This is a genomic window from Cytobacillus citreus, assembly GCF_018343665.1.
GTDB classification, from domain to species: Bacteria; Bacillota; Bacilli; order Bacillales; family Cytobacillaceae; genus Cytobacillus; species Cytobacillus citreus.
In genome coordinates this window covers 244,878-263,094 of sequence record NZ_JAGYPM010000004.1, presented here as the reverse complement: position 1 = coordinate 263,094, position 18,217 = coordinate 244,878, and the positions used below count along the sequence as shown (strand labels likewise).

The window sequence follows — 18,217 nt, the reverse complement described above, 5'->3', positions numbered from 1 at the left end:
TTATTACATATGAAAGATATATTATTTGGCGACGAATTGTTAAAGACACTTGAAGCATTGTCTAATCCATATCGGATCAAAATTATTGGCATTCTCAAACAAGAAAGGCAATATGTTAGTCAATTAGCTCGAATGTTAAGTATTAGCAGACCTTTGCTTTATTTACATTTACAAAAGCTAGAGGATGCAGGACTAATTAAAGGTCAGCATGAAATTTCTGATTCCGGGAAGGCAATGAAATATTACGAACTAATTTCTTTTAACATTCCGTTAAATGAGGAATTAGTCGCTAAAGCTGCAGACAGTATCACAATAAAAAATCGAAAGGATTAAATTATTTAAGGTAAAGGAGATTATTTAATTATGGAGGTTCATATGGGGGATATACTTTTTCAATTATTTACATTGGGATCATTACTCATCCCTTTGCTCATTACTATTCTAATCATCATTTTTGTTATTCGGATAGTACGAAGAATGGAACGAAGAGCTGATGAAAGGCTAAAGTTAGACAAAGAAAACGCTGTATATCAGCAAGAACAGATGCAGGCGATTAAAGAACTAAATAACCGCTTAACAAACATTGAAATTATGCTTAAAGAAGTTGAGTGAGTGAATAATAAAAATAGTGGATTCTTTAATAGAATCCACTATTTTTATCGTAAATATATTATTTTAGAAAAATTTTACATCGTTTTTTCAATCGATTGATGTTAGAATATTTATAGTTTTTTATCCTATTTTTATAAATTCAAATTTCAAAAAATGGAGGGATGTAAATGTCAGATACAGGTCTTCAGCTCGTTTCGATTGGACTTTATATGGTGCTAATGCTGCTTATCGGCTGGTATGCGTATCGAAAAACGAGCAACCTTACTGATTACATGCTAGGTGGCCGTTCACTTGGACCTGCAGTAACAGCTTTAAGTGCAGGAGCAGCAGATATGAGCGGCTGGTTGTTGATGGGATTACCTGGGGGAATATATGTAAGTGGTTTAGCAGATGCTTGGATTGCTGTAGGTTTAACTGTTGGAGCCTATTTAAACTGGCTTCTTGTTGCACCTAGATTACGTACGTACACACAGGTTGCAAATGATTCTATTACTATTCCAGGATATCTTGAAAATCGTTTTAAGGACTCAACAAAACTATTAAGAATTGTTTCTGGACTCGTTATTCTTGTTTTCTTTACTTTTTATGTTTCTTCCGGAATGGTGGCAGGAGCAGTATTTTTCAAGAGTTCATTCGGTACAAGCTATCATACTGGACTATTCATTGTTTCAGGTGTAGTTGTTGCTTATACATTATTCGGCGGATTCCTTGCCGTTAGTTATACAGATTTTATTCAAGGTCTTATGATGTTAATTGCATTGTTACTCGTCCCAATCCTTGCTTTAACACAGACAGGTGGTTTGAGCGGAACATTCGAAACGATTCGTGAAATTGATCCGACCTTGCTTGATTTCTTCAAAGGTACGACAACTTTAGGAATTATCTCAGCACTTGCATGGGGATTAGGTTATTTTGGACAACCTCATATTATTGTCCGCTTTATGGCCATTTCTTCTGTTAAGGAAACAAAAAGTGCACGCCGCATTGGAATCGGCTGGATGATTTTCTCATTAATTGGAACCATCTTTACTGCATTGGTTGGATTAGCATTTTTCTATCAGAACAAACAATATACACTAGACAATCCTGAAACTGTTTTCCTTACACTTGGACAAATTGTCTTCCATCCTTTATTCGCAGGATTCTTATTAGCTGCTGTTTTGGCTGCGATTATGAGCACGATTTCTTCTCAATTAATTGTTACATCAAGCGCATTAACAGAAGACTTGTATAAAGTATTGTTTAGAAAAAATGCGACTGATAAAGAGTATGTTTTCTTTGGCCGTATGGCAGTGCTAGCTATTTCCGTTATTGGTGCCATCCTTGCATTCGAACAAAACGATACGATTCTAGGACTTGTTGCTTATGCATGGGCAGGTTTCGGAGCTGCATTTGGTCCGGTTATCCTTCTAAGCTTATTCTGGAAAAAGATGACCAATTGGGGTGCTCTTGTAGGGATGATCGCTGGAGCATTAACGGTTATCATTTGGAAAAATGTTGGCCTTGGGGACACATTATATGAGATCGTTCCTGGCTTTGCGATCAACTTAATCCTCTCATACGTTGTCAGCTTGATTACGTATCAACGTAATGAAGAAATTGAAAAAGAATTTAATGAAAGTGTTCGCTTGTTAAAAAGCGAATCTTAATGAGAAAATCCTCCTTTTTCAAAAGGAGGATTTTCTAAATTATCAGCTCTGTTTTTGAACAATTTTTCTCATATAAATGGCCCTCGTAATAAAAAAGTATACAAATTGGAATACCAAATAAAAACCAATTGCAATTATCCCCGTGTTTAAGACAGTTGTCGCGCCTAGTGCTACACGTGCGCTATTAAAAGCAAATAAGGTGTGTACTGTCCCCACGACTACTGGTAAGAAAAATAGGATCCCCATTTGCATTGACACTGAACGCCTAACCTCTCCGTCTGTCATGCCCAATTTCCGCATAATCGAAAATGCCTGCCGATCCTCATCAATTTCTGTCATCAGCTTAAAGAAGATTAAGCTACCTGACGCAAGGAAAAACAGCATCGAGATAAAAAGACCGATAAATAAGAGAAGATTATTTCCCATTTTAATATCAAGATAATTTGTAAAGCCATCATAAATCGAAATTGTTGCGTCTTTCTTTTGATTCATTAAGTCAGTTAGTAAATTGCTTGCATTTGCTAAATCGCCGAAATAATAATCCTGCAAGACAAGCTGCTCCTGACGCGGGAAGACACCTGCCCATTTCTCAAAGATTTTATCATCGGTGACAAGAAGAAATGCATTTCCACCATCCTGACCCCGAATGAATGTTACTTCGTAGATGGATGACTGGATCTCAATTGTTTCCATTCCTCCAGCAATTACAACATTCATTTCCTTTTCTTCATACTTAGGCGGATGATAGTTTTTTCCTTCCGTTGGATCAAACGGAGAGATAGACACAGCTTTTCCATCATCGATATTTAGCGGCTCAACATGTTTCATCTGTTTTGCTCGTTTATTATAATCACTTTCTGACATAATCCACATCGAGGAGACTTTTTCATCTCGAAGTGTAACCGTTGATGGCAAAACAACCGTTTTATCATAATGCTTTATTTCTACCTCATGTTCCTTTGCAAGAGTTGACACTTCATCATACGAATCATTGTCTTTCTCATCCAACCCTTTTTGCAAAATAATCAAATCCTGTGGACCGCGGATGGCAACTCCAGAAAAATGATTAAACCAAATAAGAAGCCCCATACTTGAAGTTACGACTGCACTTAAAATGGTTGCTATGCTTAAAATTCTCGCATTATCCTTGATTTTAAAAACAAGCATGCTGATTGTTGTCATATTCGTCTTTTTCCAATAAAGTGAGGAAGAATCCCTTAATCTATACAATACAGCTGTCGATAATTGCCCAAATAATAAATACGTACCTAAAATGACGAGCACTAAAATAGGAATCATCGAGAAGAAAAGAATGACTAAGTTTGATACTGCCGCAAGTAGGTACCCTCCTATTAATAGAAGAACGCCTAGTATAACAAGCACAAGTGAATATTTTGGTGGCTGCTTCGGTTTTTTTGAAGCCTTAATAAGTTCAATAATTTCACTATTTCTAATTTCCTTCAGTCCAATAAGGGTTATGAATTCAAATAAGGCAAAAAACACGATAATTGTTGTCATGATCGCTTTTAGTGGAACAATAAAAGCAAGTGGTATTTCCAGCTGTAAAATCGCATTAATCCCCATGAAAAACAGCTTCGAAAATAATACTCCAAACAAAATGCCAACCATAATTGCACCAATTGAAATAATCGTAAACTCAAAAAATACAAGCTTCGCTATCTGTTTATTCTCAAGCCCAATTAGCTTCAAGAGTCCAAATTCCTTCTTCCTAGACTTCATGAAGGCAGAATTGGAATAAAGGACAAAGAAAACAGTAAAAAAGACAATAACAATCTCACACGAAATTAATAGTATCGTTATGATTTCATGAATATTCTGCCCTTCCACACTTGGATGAAAGATAAAAGCAGAAAATAAATAGAAAATAAAAACCGTGAATGTGCTGCTTAAAAAATAGGAGCTATATTTTTGGAAGTTTCCTTTAATATTACTTAGAATGAGCTGACGAAATGTCATCAAAGGAACCTCCCAGCATCGAAAGAACATCAAGGATTTTTTGGAAAAAGGCTTGTCTCTTTTCTCCTCTATAAATTTCCGTATACGGTTTTCCATCTCGAATAAACACAATTCGATTGCAATAACTTGCTGCAAACGGATCATGAGTTACCATTAAAATGGACCGTCCTTGCTCCTTATTTAACTTCTCCAATGCCTCCATTAAAGACTGGGCAGCCTTTGAATCCAAGTTTCCAGTAGGTTCATCTGCAAGAATCAACTCAGGATTATGAATAAGAGCTCTTGCTGCTGCTGTTCTCTGTTGCTGGCCACCTGAAATTTCATAAGTCCTTTTAAGTAATATTTCACCAATTCCAAGAACTTCTGTAATGTCAGCAAGCCTTTTCTCCATTTCTTTTTTTGGCATACTTTCGAGTACGAGAGGCAGCAGAATATTTTCCTTTACCGACAAAGTATCAAGTAAATTAAAATCCTGAAATACAAATCCAAGCCGTTTCCTGCGAAAAAGTGCCATTTCTTTATCATTCAGCTGCCTTGTATTCACACCATCGATTTCTACCGTTCCTGCTGAGGGCTTGTCAATCATGGCTAATATATTTAATAGCGTTGATTTACCGCTTCCAGACGGACCCATTATTCCGATGAACTCTCCTTTTTCAACTTGAAGATTGAATTGGTCAAGAGCATGGTGAGAATAGCTCCCTTTTTTGGATGTATAAACTTTCGTAATATTTGTTGCCCGTAATAGCATGTTCATCCCCCTTGTCATATCATTAAGTCTAATTTAAACAAAGAATAGTTTTGTCACTATCGATAAAAATGACAAAGAAAGAGAGAAAGATGACAATTTTGTCATCTTTCATCACGAGCAAACTGATAATAATCAAATGACTGTTGAAAATGAAGCTCAACCACTGTCCCTTCATTTTCAACTGAATGAATCATAATCGGATGATGTAATTGATCGCAAATCCTTTTCGCTAAATAAAGCCCCATTCCCGTTGACTCATGCAGCTTTCGGCCATTTTCCCCTGTAAAAAAAGGATCAAATACTCTAGAAAGGTCCTCCCGTTTGATTCCAATGCCTTTGTCTGCGATTGCAAGCTTTATTTTATTTTCAATAAACTCTATCGATATTTTTATATACTTTACGTCTTCGCTCTTTTTTCCATGTGAATACTTTAATGCATTATGTAATAATTGTTCCAATACAAAGGTCAGCCATTTTTTATCAGACTCAATCAACATTTCCTCATGATCTGTTTCAAGCTTCGGAAAAATCCGATACCGTATAAAGGTTTTACGTTTATCATGCAAAATGGAACGAATAAACGATAGCAATTCAATTTTTTCAACAGAAAAATCAAGCTCGAATTTTTGCAGGCGAATGGTTGAAAGCATCATTTGTAATCCATCTTGCAGCTTTAATGTTTCCTCATCAATTTGCTCTAATAGCTCTTCCTTTGTCCATTCCTCTTCTTCCTCAAGCATGAGGCGAATAACAGACAAAGGCGTCTTCATTTGATGTGTCCACCGATTCGTAAAATAATAGTTTTGCTTTTGCTGTTCCTCATACATAAACAACTTCTCAGCATAATCTTGATAAGCCTCTTCACAAAGCTGTTTGAACACTTGCTGTTCTCGCGTTACTGCTGTCATTTTTAAAAATGATTGAAGGTCGGCTTCTTTTGAAGCATTGCTTAGCCCAACATAAAAAGGCCTCTGTCTTAAGTAATCAATAAACAAATAAATCAAAAGCAAGACAATAGATAAAAGGCCGATATAAAAAAGATTACTAGTAGAAAAAGATACTCCACTTTCAAACAATCCTAGCTTGACGACTAGCAGAACGAGAATGATAGTAACAAAGTAAACAATCACATAGGCGAGCCGATCGAATAAAAATTGAAAAAAGCTCATTATGACTGCCTCCAGCTTTTTTTTAACATATATCCTTGTCCGCGCATCGTTTGAATCGCATCGTGAATCCCTATTTCATCAAGCCTTTTTCGAGCTCTTCGAATATTTACATTTAACGTATTATCATCCACAAGATCGATTTCATCCCAAATAGCTTCCAAAAGCTTATCTCTTGAAACAATTTTATCAGCTTTCTTCGCTAAACAATCAAGCAGGCGAAACTCCTTTGGGCTGCACTCCGTTTTTTCTCCATTATATTCAATGATATTTTTATCTCGATATAAGAATAGTCCATCCATTTCAAGGACATTATGATCTGATGGAATCGCATAATCTCCATAAGTTCTGCGGATGACGCCCTTCACTTTCGCAAGAAGAACCTCAAGATGAAATGGTTTCGTAATATAGTCATCTCCACCATTTTCAATCGCAAATACTTGATCCATTTCTCCTGAGCGAGCTGATAAAAAGATGATAGGTACATTCGATAATCCACGAATTTGTCTGCACCAATAAAAGCCATCAAAGGAAGGCAGATTGATATCTAATATAACAAGATCAGGCCGATATTGAATAAACTCTTGCTTTACATAATCAAAGTCCTCAGCATAATGTGCATCATAGCCATACTTCTTTAAATATTGACAAATAATCGAAGCCATTTTGCGATCATCTTCTACAACATAAATTTTATACATACTTTTGATACTCCTTTCAGCCTGACTAATATTATTTTACAATACAAAAGATATAGAAGCTGAAAAAACTCGCCAAATTGGCGAGCTATACTCCAAGACTATGATTTTTTTAGAAAAGGTTGTGGTTTTAAATAGGTTATCATACGCCAAATCCATTCAAATGGTCCGAATGCAAAGCGTTTAACCCAAAAATGACTGATCACCATCTGAATGGCAAAAATTCCGATTGTTAGCAGAAACCCGTTAAATGGATTCACCTTTCCATATAAACCAAAACCATAGTTATAAAAAATCAAGGTTCCAATTATTGATTGCATTAGATAATTCGTAAAGGCTGTTTTTCCAACGGCTGAAAATGGGAGCAATAGTTTTTTCATCCGAGTTTTATTAAACAAATAGGTAATCGATGTTATATAGAAAAGCATCATGAATGGAGCACCAATTAAAAGACAGATCTCCTGACCTTTTAAACCAAATAAAAGATTTGCAGGCACACCGATCATGAATCCTAAGATCCATATTCGCTTTAGCACATTACGTTTCTCTTCAGGCTTATGTAGAATTCTTGCTTTCGCCATGGCCGCTCCGATTAAGAACATGCTAAAGTATGGCAGTGAAGAATAAAAATATAAAAGTGGACCTGAAAGCATGCCATTCATTGACATATACATCATGCGATCATGTATACGCTGCTCAGCAATGTCCATGAAGCTTCCATTCCCATACACCTCTAATGCTTGCTTTGCCTCCCCCTCCATTGATTGTTGCCACTCTTCCATCCCAGGCTGTGCAGCTGTACCGAAACTTGATAATACAAAAGGTAAAGCAAACAGTGTGTAAAAAAGAATAGCCCAAATCACTAATGTCCTTGCCTTAGCCTTCCTAAAAAGCAGCAGAACAAAACCAAGTAAGGCATAATCCATTAAAATATCGCCATCCCAAATAAGAAAGGCATGTATCGCTCCGAATAGAAGCAATGCCAGCAATCTACGAATATAGACAGGTACGAACCTCCTGTTTTTTTCTATGACCCGTTCCATCATCACAACCATGCCGAAGCCAAATAATAAAGAAAAAAGCAATATAAATTTCATTTGGATAAAAATATCCAAAAGTACACGAACAACATGATCAGCAGTATTCCATTGTTCGGTAAAAAAGTTTTCCTTTCCAACCATCGATAAATATACATCAGGATAACTAAAGTGTGCCATATTCACTAACAATATTCCTAAGATGGCAATCCCCCTCAGCACATCCACTATCTGAATGCGTTTATTCTGTTCCACCGGCTGCAATGTGTTCAATCTAATCACTCTCCTAAACTCGCATTTCTGTATCATATCTTAATGAAGTTTGACATTTCGAGAAAGTGAATTAGATTACAAGGGTAGAGGAAAATCTTACAATATTGTCATAATCCTAGCTTATGATTTTCTTTTATCATGAACTGCAATTTTTTCGCCGCCTATTTGAATGATCATAGCAATTAAAACGAGTACTATAATGTAGCAAACCATCCCTAATGTTGAAAAGCTTATGCTGGTAAAACGTGAATCCAACCAGATAATATAGAAGGTAAAGAAGATAATGTTTACTAGAATAATCCCTTTGTTTATGATGCTATTCTTCGGCAAGGAAGCAAGTAATAGATTAATAATTTCAAATGGAATAGCCCAAAGCATGACACATACTGAAAATCCAAGCAATTTATAAAAACCTTCTATTTGTATTTCTAATATTGGAATAAGACCTAGTAAATAAAGTAAAAAACTTAAAATACATAAGTACAAGGATATAATAAGGAAAACAACAATGAATATCCCGATTACCTGCTTCATTTTCCACATGCTCTTTCAACGATCCTTGTTTATTTTTAGCACAGAAAAATAGTTGTTTATTTTTTGTAATAACTCCCTAAATATCCAAATGACAAGACGTACATACGGGGTCGTTAGTGGGGGCAATAAAAAAGCATATATCACTCCCCAAATCAAAACCTCTTTAACATTTAACCCAACATATCCGCCATCTATTTCGATTCTTACCCCTCCACTTACCACGATCTTCATACCAAAAGCTCACAACCTTGCCATCATATTCTTCAATGCGATACTCAGCTATCGCTGGTCTAGCTAAGTATCTTCCTATGTACTTTGCGGCTCCTTTCGCATCTTTCATTTTCTTTTCTGCATTTACATAAAATCCGTTCGGATATCTTTGATACAATTCATTAATTAAATTAATCACCTTTTGATTACTCGGAAACCATGCCTTCAATAAAGTGAAACTTCCATCAGTGGGGATTTTCTTTCATCCCCCACTGATGGTTAGTTGAACCAATCACGCTCAAAACGCCACGTCCTGTGGCTTTCGCCTGACTAGGACATCGTGTCCGTCGTCGGGCCTTTACTGACAGTTGATCCCCCACTTAGGTTTCTTTAATTCTCTCGCAACCTTGAAGTGGGGTCTTACTGCCCGTTAATCTGCGATAAATCTAATACAACTTTTTGCCAAGACTTTCTCAAAAAATCATAGGGAATATACTCACTTGAAACCCATTCATTTCGATTATCTAGCGCTCCTTCTGTTACTAGGGGATGAATATGTGGGTTGAATTTTAAATCTCTTCCAAATGTATGGATTACCGTAATAACTCCAACTGTCAAATTACGCTTTTTACTTCTCTTTTGGTAATGGTATTGAAACACTTCTGCAACTTGCTTACTTAGTTTATTTAACTTTTTTCGATCTTCAAAGAATACGTTTCGAAGTTCCCTCGGTATCGTAAACACCAAATGGTGATGCGGTACATCTAAAATCATTTCCTGTTGTTTTTCAGACCAATCATCTGTATACTTCTTTCCACATTTATGGCAGAAACGACTCTTACATGTAAAGCAAACAAAAACAGGCTTGGGGTTTCCTTCGCAGCCTACGCATTCGTAACGAGAATAGCCTAAATCACGAGTACCACATCGAATGGCTTTCTCAACTGTCTCTTTTATATCATCCCGATATGTTTCTGGAAATCTCCTTTCATTCATTTTCCAAAAACCATCAAAATGTTCTTTTAAAATCCGTTTAATTACTCCGCTCTCATGTTTACTCATACCAATACCCCTACTATTTATACGAACATTTTATCGAACAGTTATCCACAAGTCGAGAAATTTATAATTTCCTGGTAAACAAAAATAAAACCTTGTCCCAATAAAATATTAAGACAAGGTTTAATAAAAAAAGATATATTTATCGGAAAGTGACCCTTTTATGACTTCTGTTAATAGTATAAAACATTTACTTTATTACACTTCATACAAGTTTCAGAGTATGGACTCCCTATAAATTGGTGTTCACAGTTTTTTTGAATTTCTTCTAATTGCCTTTTCAACAATACCAAGCGGATTTCCAGTTGTTTTATTTCCTTAGTAAGATTTTGCTCCTTCATTAGAACAGCCTCCTTAGTAAAACAAGGTATTCGTTAACATCTTTTTGCGAAAGCTTTCATTTTTCTTATTGATAAATATGACCTCCAACCCGCTGAAACTCTTCTGCCTTTTCCTTCATCCCTTTTTCAATTGCTTCCTGTGTTTCAAGTTTGTTTTCTTTCGCATAATTACGAATATCTTGGGAGATTCTCATGCTGCAGAATTTAGGTCCACACATTGAACAAAAATGAGATGTTTTCGCACCTTCAGCAGGCAGTGTTTCATCATGATATTCCATTGCTCGTTCGGGATCTAGAGATAAATGAAACTGATCTCGCCAACGAAATTCGAAACGGGCTTTTGATAAGGCATCGTCTCGTATTTGTGCCCCTGGATGCCCTTTCGCCAGATCTGCAGCATGGGCAGCAATTTTATACGTGATAACTCCTTCTCGAACATCATCCTTATTAGGAAGCCCGAGATGTTCCTTCGGTGTCACATAACAAAGCATTGCAGTCCCGTACCAGCCAATCATTGCTGCGCCTATTGCAGATGTGATGTGGTCATACCCTGGTGCGATATCTGTTGTAAGCGGACCAAGCGTATAGAAAGGTGCCTCATGGCAAGCTTCCAGCTGTTTATCCATATTTTCCTTAATCAGATGCATTGGCACATGTCCCGGTCCTTCCACCATCACCTGTACATCATGCTCCCACGCAATTTTAGTTAGTTCTCCCAGAGTTTCTAATTCTGCAAACTGAGCTTCATCATTTGCATCAGCTATCGAGCCCGGACGCAAGCCGTCACCTAAAGAGAAAGCAATGTCATATGTCTTCATGATTTCACAAATGTCTTCAAAATGCGTATACAAAAAGTTTTCTTTATGATGGTATAGACACCATTGGGCCATGATTGACCCACCACGAGAAACGATGCCCGTTACCCGCTTTGCTGTCAATGGTACATACTTAAGCAAGACACCGGCATGTATAGTAAAATAATCCACCCCTTGCTCTGCTTGCTCAATTAAAGTATCACGATAAATTTCCCATGTGAGATCTTCCGCAATCCCATTTACTTTTTCAAGTGCTTGATAGATCGGCACTGTTCCAATCGGTACTGGGGAATTTCGAATAATCCATTCCCTAGTCGTATGTATATTTTTCCCTGTTGATAAATCCATAATTGTATCAGCACCCCAGCGGGTCGCCCATGTCATTTTTTCAACTTCCTCTTCGATGGAGGATGATACAGCCGAGTTTCCGATATTTGCATTAATCTTTACATAGAAATTTCGACCAATAATCATCGGTTCTGCCTCAGGATGATTAATATTAGAAGGAATGATCGCTCTGCCTCTTGCTATTTCATCACGCACAAACTCTGGTTTCAAATTTTCCCGCAAAGCAATAAACTCCATTTCAGGCGTGATCATTCCTTTTTTCGCATAATGAAGCTGTGTAACATTTTTCCCTTTCTTTGCCCTTAAAGGTTTTCGCTCTAAACCCGGGAATACATTGTTGTTTGCTCGAGGGTCATTTGCAGAATGGAAGCCATTATCTTCAGGCTGTATGTCGCGCCCGTCATATTCCTCTACATCCCCACGCTCATAAATCCATGCACTCCTTAGCGCCGGCAGCCCCTTTGTAATATCAACCAAATAATGTGGATCGGTATAAGGTCCGCTCGTATCATATACACGAACAGGCGCGTTCTCCTCTTCTCCAAATGAACCCGTCGTTGGACTTAACTCGATTCCCCGCATTGGCACTTTCATATCAGGTCTTGAACCTGCCACATATACTTTTTTACTTCCTGAAAAGCTAGACATAATCGAAATGCTTTTTTCATTTAATGAAGCTGACATAAAAAAAATCTCTCCCTTACAATTATTTGTTGTTAAAGGACGAGATCCGGATGCATGGATGGGCGTACGAGAACAATTAAAAAAAAAAGCCGGATCCATAAAAAATGGCAGGACCCGGCTAATTGTAAAAGTTATTGTCTCGATTACAAATACATCTAACTTCCCCACGCTGGTATGAACCAGATCAGGTCCGAAGGGTCAAGAAACTTTAGCGCGTTTCTATCTCAGCCCAACTCATTGGACACCCCTAGTTATTTCTATTCAATTTGATTCTAGTATACATGAGTCTATAAGAAAATAAAAGATTCTATTTCAATTCTTACCCCTCACTTACCACATACTCTGTAAATACTGCACCTATTGTTCCACTATATATAACATGATGAATAGGGCACTTATTAAGCTAAGCCCCCATAATTTTTTATTAGAAATTTTCAGTCCGCATATAAAAATAAAATCCCAATAATAAATAAGCCCATCTACAAAAGACTGTGCAAACCCTGTGAAAAAGAGTACAGAAATGAACGAAGCGATTACATCGAAAACTAGTCCAATAATTAAAAATAGAAACCTCATTTGGCATCCCGCTTCGCTATAACCTTTCTACAATCTATTCGATCGGCTTCTTTTCATTACCTCATTTCGTCTTGTTTTATTTCAACACTAATATTCGATTGTTTTTCTCTCCGATTTTCCATTCTGCGAACAAGATAGATACTTATTTCATATAACAGAGCCATTGGCACAAGTACGATCAATTGGCTGATGAAATCAGGCGGCGTAATCAGCGCCGAAACAACAGCGATAACTAAATATGACCATTTCCGAACTTTAATTAATGCAGCTGCTGTCAGTACATCTATTGAGTTCAAAAACAATACAATAATTGGAAGCTCGAATAAAAATCCTAAAGGAACTGTTGTCATGATAAGAAAATGTACGTATTCAGAGGCAGACACCATGATTTCAAAATTCATAGCTCCAAAATTAACTAGAAACTGATAACTTAATGGATTAACGACATAATATCCGAAGGTTATACCTAATATAAATAAAGTAAACATGGCTGGTGCATAAATGCCTAAAAACCTAACCTCTTTCGAATTCAAACCTGGTTTTACAAAAGTCCAAATGAAATGAATGAAGAAAGGCAAGGAAAGACCAAGTGATAAAGTGACACAAATAGATGTATAAAGCTTTATCACTTGGAATGGTCCAAGCACTACGAGATCATTTCCCCTCGTTACATAGGGAAGCCACAAATTAATAGTCGAAAATACAATGACCAAAAAGAAGATGAACACACTAGCACTTTTTATTAGCTGCTTTCGTAAATCAGCCAAATGTTCTGTGAGTGATTCTTCTTTTATCTTTTTTTGAGTTAATTCAGTAACTGCATTCGCTTTATGCTCTTGGTATGGATCCATACAATCACCTTATCGCACTACTCAGACTTTTTATCAAGCTTCGAATTTGTATCCTCATCATCCAACATGCCCTTTGTCGATCTCTTAAATTCTGATAATGTCTTACCAAATGCTCCACCGATTTCAGGCAGTTTTTTCGGTCCAAAAATGATTAATACAATAACAAGGATAATGATTAGACCTGGAATTCCTATTGATGACAATCCCATATTATGAGCCTCCTAATTTTAAACGAGACTTCCCCCACTTTTGCTATATTTAATAATACCGTCTGCACAGCGGTATGCTAGAGCTCCAACTGTGCCAGTAGGATTATACCCACTGTTGTGATTAAAGTTTCCAGCACCCACTACAAACAGATTATCGGCATCCCAATGCTGTAAATAAGTGTTCACTACACTCTTATCACGATCTACTCCCATGATGGTTCCGCCAGTATTATGTGTAGTCTGATATGGAACAATGTCATACTCTTCTATAACATTTTCAGGTACTACAGTCTTAGCTCCCATTTCTTTCATAATCTCTTCCGTTTTGTCATTTGAAAATTTAAAGAGATTTCGGTCTTGTTCTGTAAAATTATATGTAAGCCGTAAAAGCGGCAAGCCGTAAGCATCTTTGTATGTATCGTCTAACGACATATAGTTTTCTTTATAAGGCATCGTTGCACCTTGGCCGCCTACATAGAGAGTTCTTGTGAAATTATAGATGGAGGCTTTTTTAAATTCAGGTCCCCATGATGGAACGTCAGGTGTGACAGGATTTTTGGCGATTGGTCTGTTCCCAGATTGTGTAATCCAAATTCCGGAGCCATGAATAAAATTCACATCACTATGGTCAAAGTTATCACCATTCCAATCATCTAATGTCATTCCTAATGCCCCAGCTCCCATAAACACATTCATTTGCTCGTCGAAAAAGCCAGTTGAACCAGCGTTTAACTGATAACAGTAATTTTTCCCTAAGGTTCCCCTTCCTGTATCAGGATCGTATTGTTCCCCAATTTTTGAAACCATAAGCAGCTTTGCATTGTTTAAAACATAGCTTGTTAAGACAACTGCGTCTGCTGGCTGGATGATTTCCTCTAATGATAATGTATCAATGTATTTAACACCTGTTACTTTATTTCCTTGTTTTAAAATTTCAACTACATTTGCATTGAAGCGAAGATCATAATTTCCTGTCTTTAAAGCAGTAGGCACCACCGTAACCTCAGGGCTTGCCTTGGCCCCATACTCACAACCAAATCTTTCGCAATATCCGCAATATTGGCATCCATTGATTTTGGAGCCATCTGGATTCGTATATGTTGTTGAAATTGTTGCTGCTGGCAGCATATATGGTTTCATTCCCATTTTTTGAGTTGCTTTTTCAAACCGTTCAAGAATTGGAGTCTTTACCATCGGCGGAGTTGGATATTCACTTGAACGCTTACCTCCATACGGATTTTTATTTTCTCCAGATATCCCTGCTGTTTTTTCAAACTTGTCATAATAGGGCTCTAAATCGTCATATGTTAATCCCCAATCCTGTAAAAGATAATCTTTTGGAACTTTATTTTTCCCGTATTTTTTTTCAGTAAGGGTTTTAATCTCGAAATCATATGGTAAAAATCGGTATGTCCAGCCATTCCAATGAGTTCCTGCACCTCCAAGTCCTTCACCTAAAAGGAAAGAACCCATCTGCCTCATAGGAAGTGCTTTCATTTTGCGGGTATTTTGAAAAGTAACGGTTTCTTTTGCAACATTTTGCATTAATTCATAACGAATCGCATAACGGTACTCATCATGAATATGTAAAAAGTCAGTAGTTCCTCTTTCCTGCCCACGTTCTAGACCAACAACCTTAAGACCAGCTTTTGTACACTCCGCAGCGACTATGCCACCTGTCCAGCCTACACCAACTGTAACTACATCAACTTTTTCCATTGTTCTCGCCATAATGTACTCCTTTAATGCTCCATATTTGCTAAAGATTGTGGATCTATTTTCTGAAATTCTTTACTATCTATTACATTAAGATAGGACATTTGATTTCCTGGGAAGTTTTTCATTCTCCATCCATCCATATTATTATTTCCGCTATAGATCGGATCAGCATATGCGCCTTGCAGTGTTGCAGCTCTTAGCATGCGAAAGAAAAAATCAGACGGAAGCCCGTTCATTTTTACTTCACCTTTTTCAAATGAAGTAAGAATTGCATCCATTTGCTCACCATCGAGATCGACAAAACTCTTTTTATATCTCGATTGCGCCTCCTTTTCCAGCATCGAAACCCCTTGCGTGTATGCATCTGCACGAGTTTGAGAGCTTTGATAGCCTTGTGTTGGTGCTCCTACGAAGAATGGCCCTTGCATGTATTCCCTAGCATTGCTTCCATAATTTCCTGCAAGCTGATTATCGATAAAATATGGAACACCAAGCTCGATAGCTCCTGGGCCTATGTCATCTTTTGGAAAAATCCGTTCGGTCGCTTGAGATAGAATATTAAAATCACGATCTTTTGTAAAAAACATTCTTCCTTTCGGGCTTGTTAAGTTATGATTCGTTTTCTCTGTTTTTTTGTCTGGAACTTTTGTTGTTTTAGGCATGCCATAACCAATGATGCCACCAATCAAGCCACCACCAATTAAAGTCCCAGTTGCAATCCCAGACGTTTTCAAAAAGTCACGTCTAGAAATGTTTTTTTCTTTCTCTGACATGCAATGACCTCCTTTTTTTATGCCTACATCTAACGTAGATTAAATACGAAAATGCATTTTGAAAATAAGGAATTCACCTCAATAAATTGAGTAGCTACAAGTATTGACATAGAATTTTTTTTTTAATCATTTTTGGGTAATAAGATAACTATTTTTTTAAAAAAACTTGGTGTAAAAAAGGGCTTCATCGAATGCTAAAATCCGAGCAAAAAAACCCCCTGCTTAACCAAGCAGAGGGCTTTTACCTTTTTAACCATTCTTCAACTCAAACTGCTGTTCAAACGCCGACCAATTAACAATCTTTTCTAATAGAATCGAAATGAACACACCCATGATCAATCCATTTGAAATAAATGGCTGAATCAGAACGGGTAAATCTTTGAAAAGAGAAGGATTGATATTCATTAAGCTGATTCCAACCAAAACAGGGGCAGCCAATCGAAAAATCGTATTCGAATTAAATACCTTTCCATTTAGACTGTTAAAAGCTGTTCCGAAAAGCTGCAAGTAGGCTACAAACAATACTGCATTCCCAACCGTCATCGGCATGGAAGCCAAAAATGACCCTAGGGCTGGAATAAGCCCGATCAAGGTGATAAGCGCTCCTCCAATAAAAAAGGGCTTCTTATCTAGAATTCTCGTACTTTGCAAAAAACCAATTGTAGATGTATACGGCGTAAATGGTACAAGCCCGAAGCCTGTCCCAATTATAGAAAAAATACTTGTGATAAAAATAGATTGTCGGTATCGCTTCTGTGATGATTCCTTTTGAAAAAGCTTTTCGCTTGCACTAATCGAAGCGATCTACAATTTCTTATTGATCAAAACTGAGGATTTGTGAGTTATTTTTCATTCTTAATACGAAAAAAATAAGAAGCCATTCGGAGTCATCATATATTGTAACTATTCAAATATTATTGAAGAAAATCTTTAGTTGGCGAATAAATTCTCCCTTTTCTTTCCCCATGTTTCTCCAGTTTCAATGAATTAAGTAGTTTAGAAGCTGAAAAAATAGAATCGATATGGAGAAACTGTCGGAATTCTGTATTAGAAATAGTATTTTTAAAAAGATTAAAGTAATCTTGAAGTGCTTTAATATGTGCATCTTTTGAAATTGTTCTACATTTTGAACACTGCCACTTTCTTCTATTATATACCATTGGGAACTCATTACATTGGGGACATTGCACACCAGTAATAATATTTGATGGAGAGATTGAATATTTTTTAAGTAAGGAAAGAGTATTGGGAGGAGTATCTTTTTTTAATAATAGATTACCTATCTTTCTTATTTCTTTCACATTTAAAATATCTGTTGTATATCTCTTTTCAAGCTCTTGGATTTTTTCAAGAACTCGGTCAATTTTACAAACATATTTTGAAATGAACTTATTTCCCTTTAAAATAGATCCAGAATGACTGTTTATGACTAATATCTCGATCGGCATTGGAATATATCGGTGTCTATCCAACCATTTTTCAAATTGAATCTGTTGACGTTTAATTTGTAATAGCGGATTAGGAAAGCCTTCTTCTTTTTCATCTATACTACGAATTAATTGATTAAATTCGGGCTCAAAAACTAGTTTACCTGACATATTCTTCACTTCAATTAGAAGAGCAAAGCTTGTAGTTAAAATAAGAGTATCAATTTGAAAAAAATATTCACCATTCCTTAAACGGAGATTGTGGAAAATTTGATACTTATTTTCATCAATAAAGCTTAAATAATAGTTTAATGCTTTTTCACCTTGATATCCGGAGTTATATTTCGACAAATCCCGTTCTATAATCTGCCTCTTATGATGACTTTCCGGTAACCTACGGAGAATTGCTTCTAAAGCTAGTATTTTTCTAGAAATTTCTCGCTTTTTTACTATCAAATTTCATCACTCCTTCTGTTTTATCATAGAGGATTCGCTGTTCTTTCTCTTA

At 36.6% G+C, this 18,217-nt stretch carries 17 protein-coding genes, 2 pseudogenes and 1 riboswitch; of the genes and pseudogenes, 3 read left to right on the top strand and 16 right to left on the bottom strand.

The window, feature by feature from the left end:
* Window positions 1–9 precede the first annotated feature (9 nt).
* From KHA94_RS17910 to putP, 3 genes are all read left to right on the top strand, one after another.
* The gene (locus tag KHA94_RS17910; protein ID WP_213103498.1) at window positions 10–333 is read left to right on the top strand and encodes an ArsR/SmtB family transcription factor; all 324 of its coding nucleotides are present in this window, start codon (window positions 10–12) and stop codon (window positions 331–333) included.
* 30 nt (window positions 334–363) lie between these two features.
* Window positions 364–612 carry a hypothetical protein gene (locus KHA94_RS17905; RefSeq protein ID WP_213103497.1) on the top strand — a complete coding sequence of 83 codons (249 nt, stop codon included), beginning with the start codon at window positions 364–366 and terminating at the stop codon, window positions 610–612.
* Window positions 613–779: 167 nt separating this feature from the next.
* Window positions 780–2,261, top strand: coding sequence for a sodium/proline symporter PutP (gene putP / locus KHA94_RS17900; RefSeq protein WP_213103496.1), 1,482 nt, complete (start codon window positions 780–782; stop codon window positions 2,259–2,261).
* Window positions 2,262–2,303: 42 nt separating this feature from the next.
* On the opposite strand, the gene KHA94_RS17895 is transcribed toward putP, so the two are convergent.
* From KHA94_RS17895 to KHA94_RS17820, 16 genes and pseudogenes are all read right to left on the bottom strand, one after another.
* Window positions 2,304–4,238, bottom strand: a complete 1,935-nt coding sequence (locus KHA94_RS17895; RefSeq protein WP_213103495.1) for an ABC transporter permease — start codon at window positions 4,236–4,238, stop codon at window positions 2,304–2,306.
* Window positions 4,210–4,989 carry an ABC transporter ATP-binding protein gene (locus tag KHA94_RS17890; protein WP_275950906.1) on the bottom strand — a complete coding sequence of 260 codons (780 nt, stop codon included), beginning with the start codon at window positions 4,987–4,989 and terminating at the stop codon, window positions 4,210–4,212. Before KHA94_RS17890 ends, KHA94_RS17895 begins: the two co-directional genes overlap by 29 nt.
* 101 nt (window positions 4,990–5,090) lie before the next feature.
* Window positions 5,091–6,158 carry a sensor histidine kinase gene (locus tag KHA94_RS17885; RefSeq protein WP_213103493.1) on the bottom strand — a complete coding sequence of 356 codons (1,068 nt, stop codon included), beginning with the start codon at window positions 6,156–6,158 and terminating at the stop codon, window positions 5,091–5,093.
* Window positions 6,158–6,856 (bottom strand): response regulator transcription factor, encoded by a 699-nt coding sequence (locus tag KHA94_RS17880; protein ID WP_213103492.1) that lies wholly within the window; start codon window positions 6,854–6,856, stop codon window positions 6,158–6,160. The genes KHA94_RS17885 and KHA94_RS17880 overlap by 1 nt, the downstream gene beginning before the upstream one ends.
* Window positions 6,857–6,954: 98 nt before the next feature.
* Window positions 6,955–8,163, bottom strand: coding sequence for a DUF418 domain-containing protein (locus KHA94_RS17875; protein ID WP_213103491.1), 1,209 nt, complete (start codon window positions 8,161–8,163; stop codon window positions 6,955–6,957).
* Between the two features lie 120 nt (window positions 8,164–8,283).
* Window positions 8,284–8,697 (bottom strand): hypothetical protein, encoded by a 414-nt coding sequence (locus KHA94_RS17870; RefSeq protein WP_213103490.1) that lies wholly within the window; start codon window positions 8,695–8,697, stop codon window positions 8,284–8,286.
* Between the two features lie 163 nt (window positions 8,698–8,860).
* Window positions 8,861–9,127, bottom strand: a pseudogene (locus KHA94_RS17865) (transposase); the annotation flags it as partial.
* 221 nt (window positions 9,128–9,348) lie between these two features.
* Window positions 9,349–9,969 (bottom strand): annotated as a pseudogene (locus tag KHA94_RS17860) (IS91 family transposase); the annotation flags it as partial.
* A 170-nt stretch (window positions 9,970–10,139) separates the two neighbouring features.
* Entirely contained in the window at window positions 10,140–10,307 is a 168-nt protein-coding gene (locus tag KHA94_RS17855; protein WP_213103487.1) for a serine protease, read from the bottom strand.
* Between the two features lie 65 nt (window positions 10,308–10,372).
* On the bottom strand, window positions 10,373–12,154 hold the full coding sequence (thiC, locus tag KHA94_RS17850) for a phosphomethylpyrimidine synthase ThiC (protein ID WP_213103486.1): 1,782 nt from the start codon (window positions 12,152–12,154) through the stop codon (window positions 10,373–10,375).
* 144 nt (window positions 12,155–12,298) lie between these two features.
* Window positions 12,299–12,413: riboswitch (TPP riboswitch) on the bottom strand.
* A gap of 373 nt (window positions 12,414–12,786) precedes the next feature.
* Window positions 12,787–13,581, bottom strand: coding sequence for a twin-arginine translocase subunit TatC (gene tatC, locus KHA94_RS17845; protein WP_213103485.1), 795 nt, complete (start codon window positions 13,579–13,581; stop codon window positions 12,787–12,789).
* A 17-nt stretch (window positions 13,582–13,598) separates the two neighbouring features.
* Window positions 13,599–13,790 (bottom strand): twin-arginine translocase TatA/TatE family subunit, encoded by a 192-nt coding sequence (gene tatA, locus KHA94_RS17840; RefSeq protein WP_213103484.1) that lies wholly within the window; start codon window positions 13,788–13,790, stop codon window positions 13,599–13,601.
* 18 nt (window positions 13,791–13,808) lie between these two features.
* Entirely contained in the window at window positions 13,809–15,521 is a 1,713-nt protein-coding gene (locus KHA94_RS17835) for a GMC family oxidoreductase (RefSeq protein ID WP_213103483.1), read from the bottom strand.
* Between the two features lie 11 nt (window positions 15,522–15,532).
* A complete protein-coding gene (locus KHA94_RS17830; RefSeq protein WP_213103482.1) occupies window positions 15,533–16,282 on the bottom strand; it encodes a gluconate 2-dehydrogenase subunit 3 family protein in 750 nt (249 codons plus the stop codon).
* Window positions 16,283–16,531: 249 nt separating this feature from the next.
* Entirely contained in the window at window positions 16,532–17,077 is a 546-nt protein-coding gene (locus KHA94_RS17825) for a purine/pyrimidine permease (RefSeq protein WP_338030838.1), read from the bottom strand.
* A gap of 119 nt (window positions 17,078–17,196) precedes the next feature.
* Window positions 17,197–18,165, bottom strand: coding sequence for a nuclease-related domain-containing protein (locus KHA94_RS17820; RefSeq protein ID WP_213103481.1), 969 nt, complete (start codon window positions 18,163–18,165; stop codon window positions 17,197–17,199).
* Window positions 18,166–18,217: the final 52 nt, after the last annotated feature.

What these genes read in the sequence shown, in the direction of transcription:
- KHA94_RS17910 (WP_213103498.1), top strand. Translation starts at nt 10, where the DNA reads ATGAAAGATATATTATTTGGCGACGAATTGTTAAAGACACTTGAAGCA.
- KHA94_RS17905 (WP_213103497.1), top strand. Translation starts at nt 364, where the DNA reads ATGGAGGTTCATATGGGGGATATACTTTTTCAATTATTTACATTGGGA.
- putP (WP_213103496.1), top strand. Translation starts at nt 780, where the DNA reads ATGTCAGATACAGGTCTTCAGCTCGTTTCGATTGGACTTTATATGGTG.
- KHA94_RS17895 (WP_213103495.1), bottom strand. Translation starts at nt 4,238, where the DNA reads ATGACATTTCGTCAGCTCATTCTAAGTAATATTAAAGGAAACTTCCAA.
- KHA94_RS17890 (WP_275950906.1), bottom strand. Translation starts at nt 4,989, where the DNA reads ATGCTATTACGGGCAACAAATATTACGAAAGTTTATACATCCAAAAAA.
- KHA94_RS17885 (WP_213103493.1), bottom strand. Translation starts at nt 6,158, where the DNA reads ATGAGCTTTTTTCAATTTTTATTCGATCGGCTCGCCTATGTGATTGTT.
- KHA94_RS17880 (WP_213103492.1), bottom strand. Translation starts at nt 6,856, where the DNA reads ATGTATAAAATTTATGTTGTAGAAGATGATCGCAAAATGGCTTCGATT.
- KHA94_RS17870 (WP_213103490.1), bottom strand. Translation starts at nt 8,697, where the DNA reads ATGAAGCAGGTAATCGGGATATTCATTGTTGTTTTCCTTATTATATCC.
- KHA94_RS17855 (WP_213103487.1), bottom strand. Translation starts at nt 10,307, where the DNA reads ATGAAGGAGCAAAATCTTACTAAGGAAATAAAACAACTGGAAATCCGC.
- thiC (WP_213103486.1), bottom strand. Translation starts at nt 12,154, where the DNA reads ATGTCAGCTTCATTAAATGAAAAAAGCATTTCGATTATGTCTAGCTTT.
- tatC (WP_213103485.1), bottom strand. Translation starts at nt 13,581, where the DNA reads ATGGATCCATACCAAGAGCATAAAGCGAATGCAGTTACTGAATTAACT.
- tatA (WP_213103484.1), bottom strand. Translation starts at nt 13,790, where the DNA reads ATGGGATTGTCATCAATAGGAATTCCAGGTCTAATCATTATCCTTGTT.
- KHA94_RS17835 (WP_213103483.1), bottom strand. Translation starts at nt 15,521, where the DNA reads ATGGCGAGAACAATGGAAAAAGTTGATGTAGTTACAGTTGGTGTAGGC.
- KHA94_RS17830 (WP_213103482.1), bottom strand. Translation starts at nt 16,282, where the DNA reads ATGTCAGAGAAAGAAAAAAACATTTCTAGACGTGACTTTTTGAAAACG.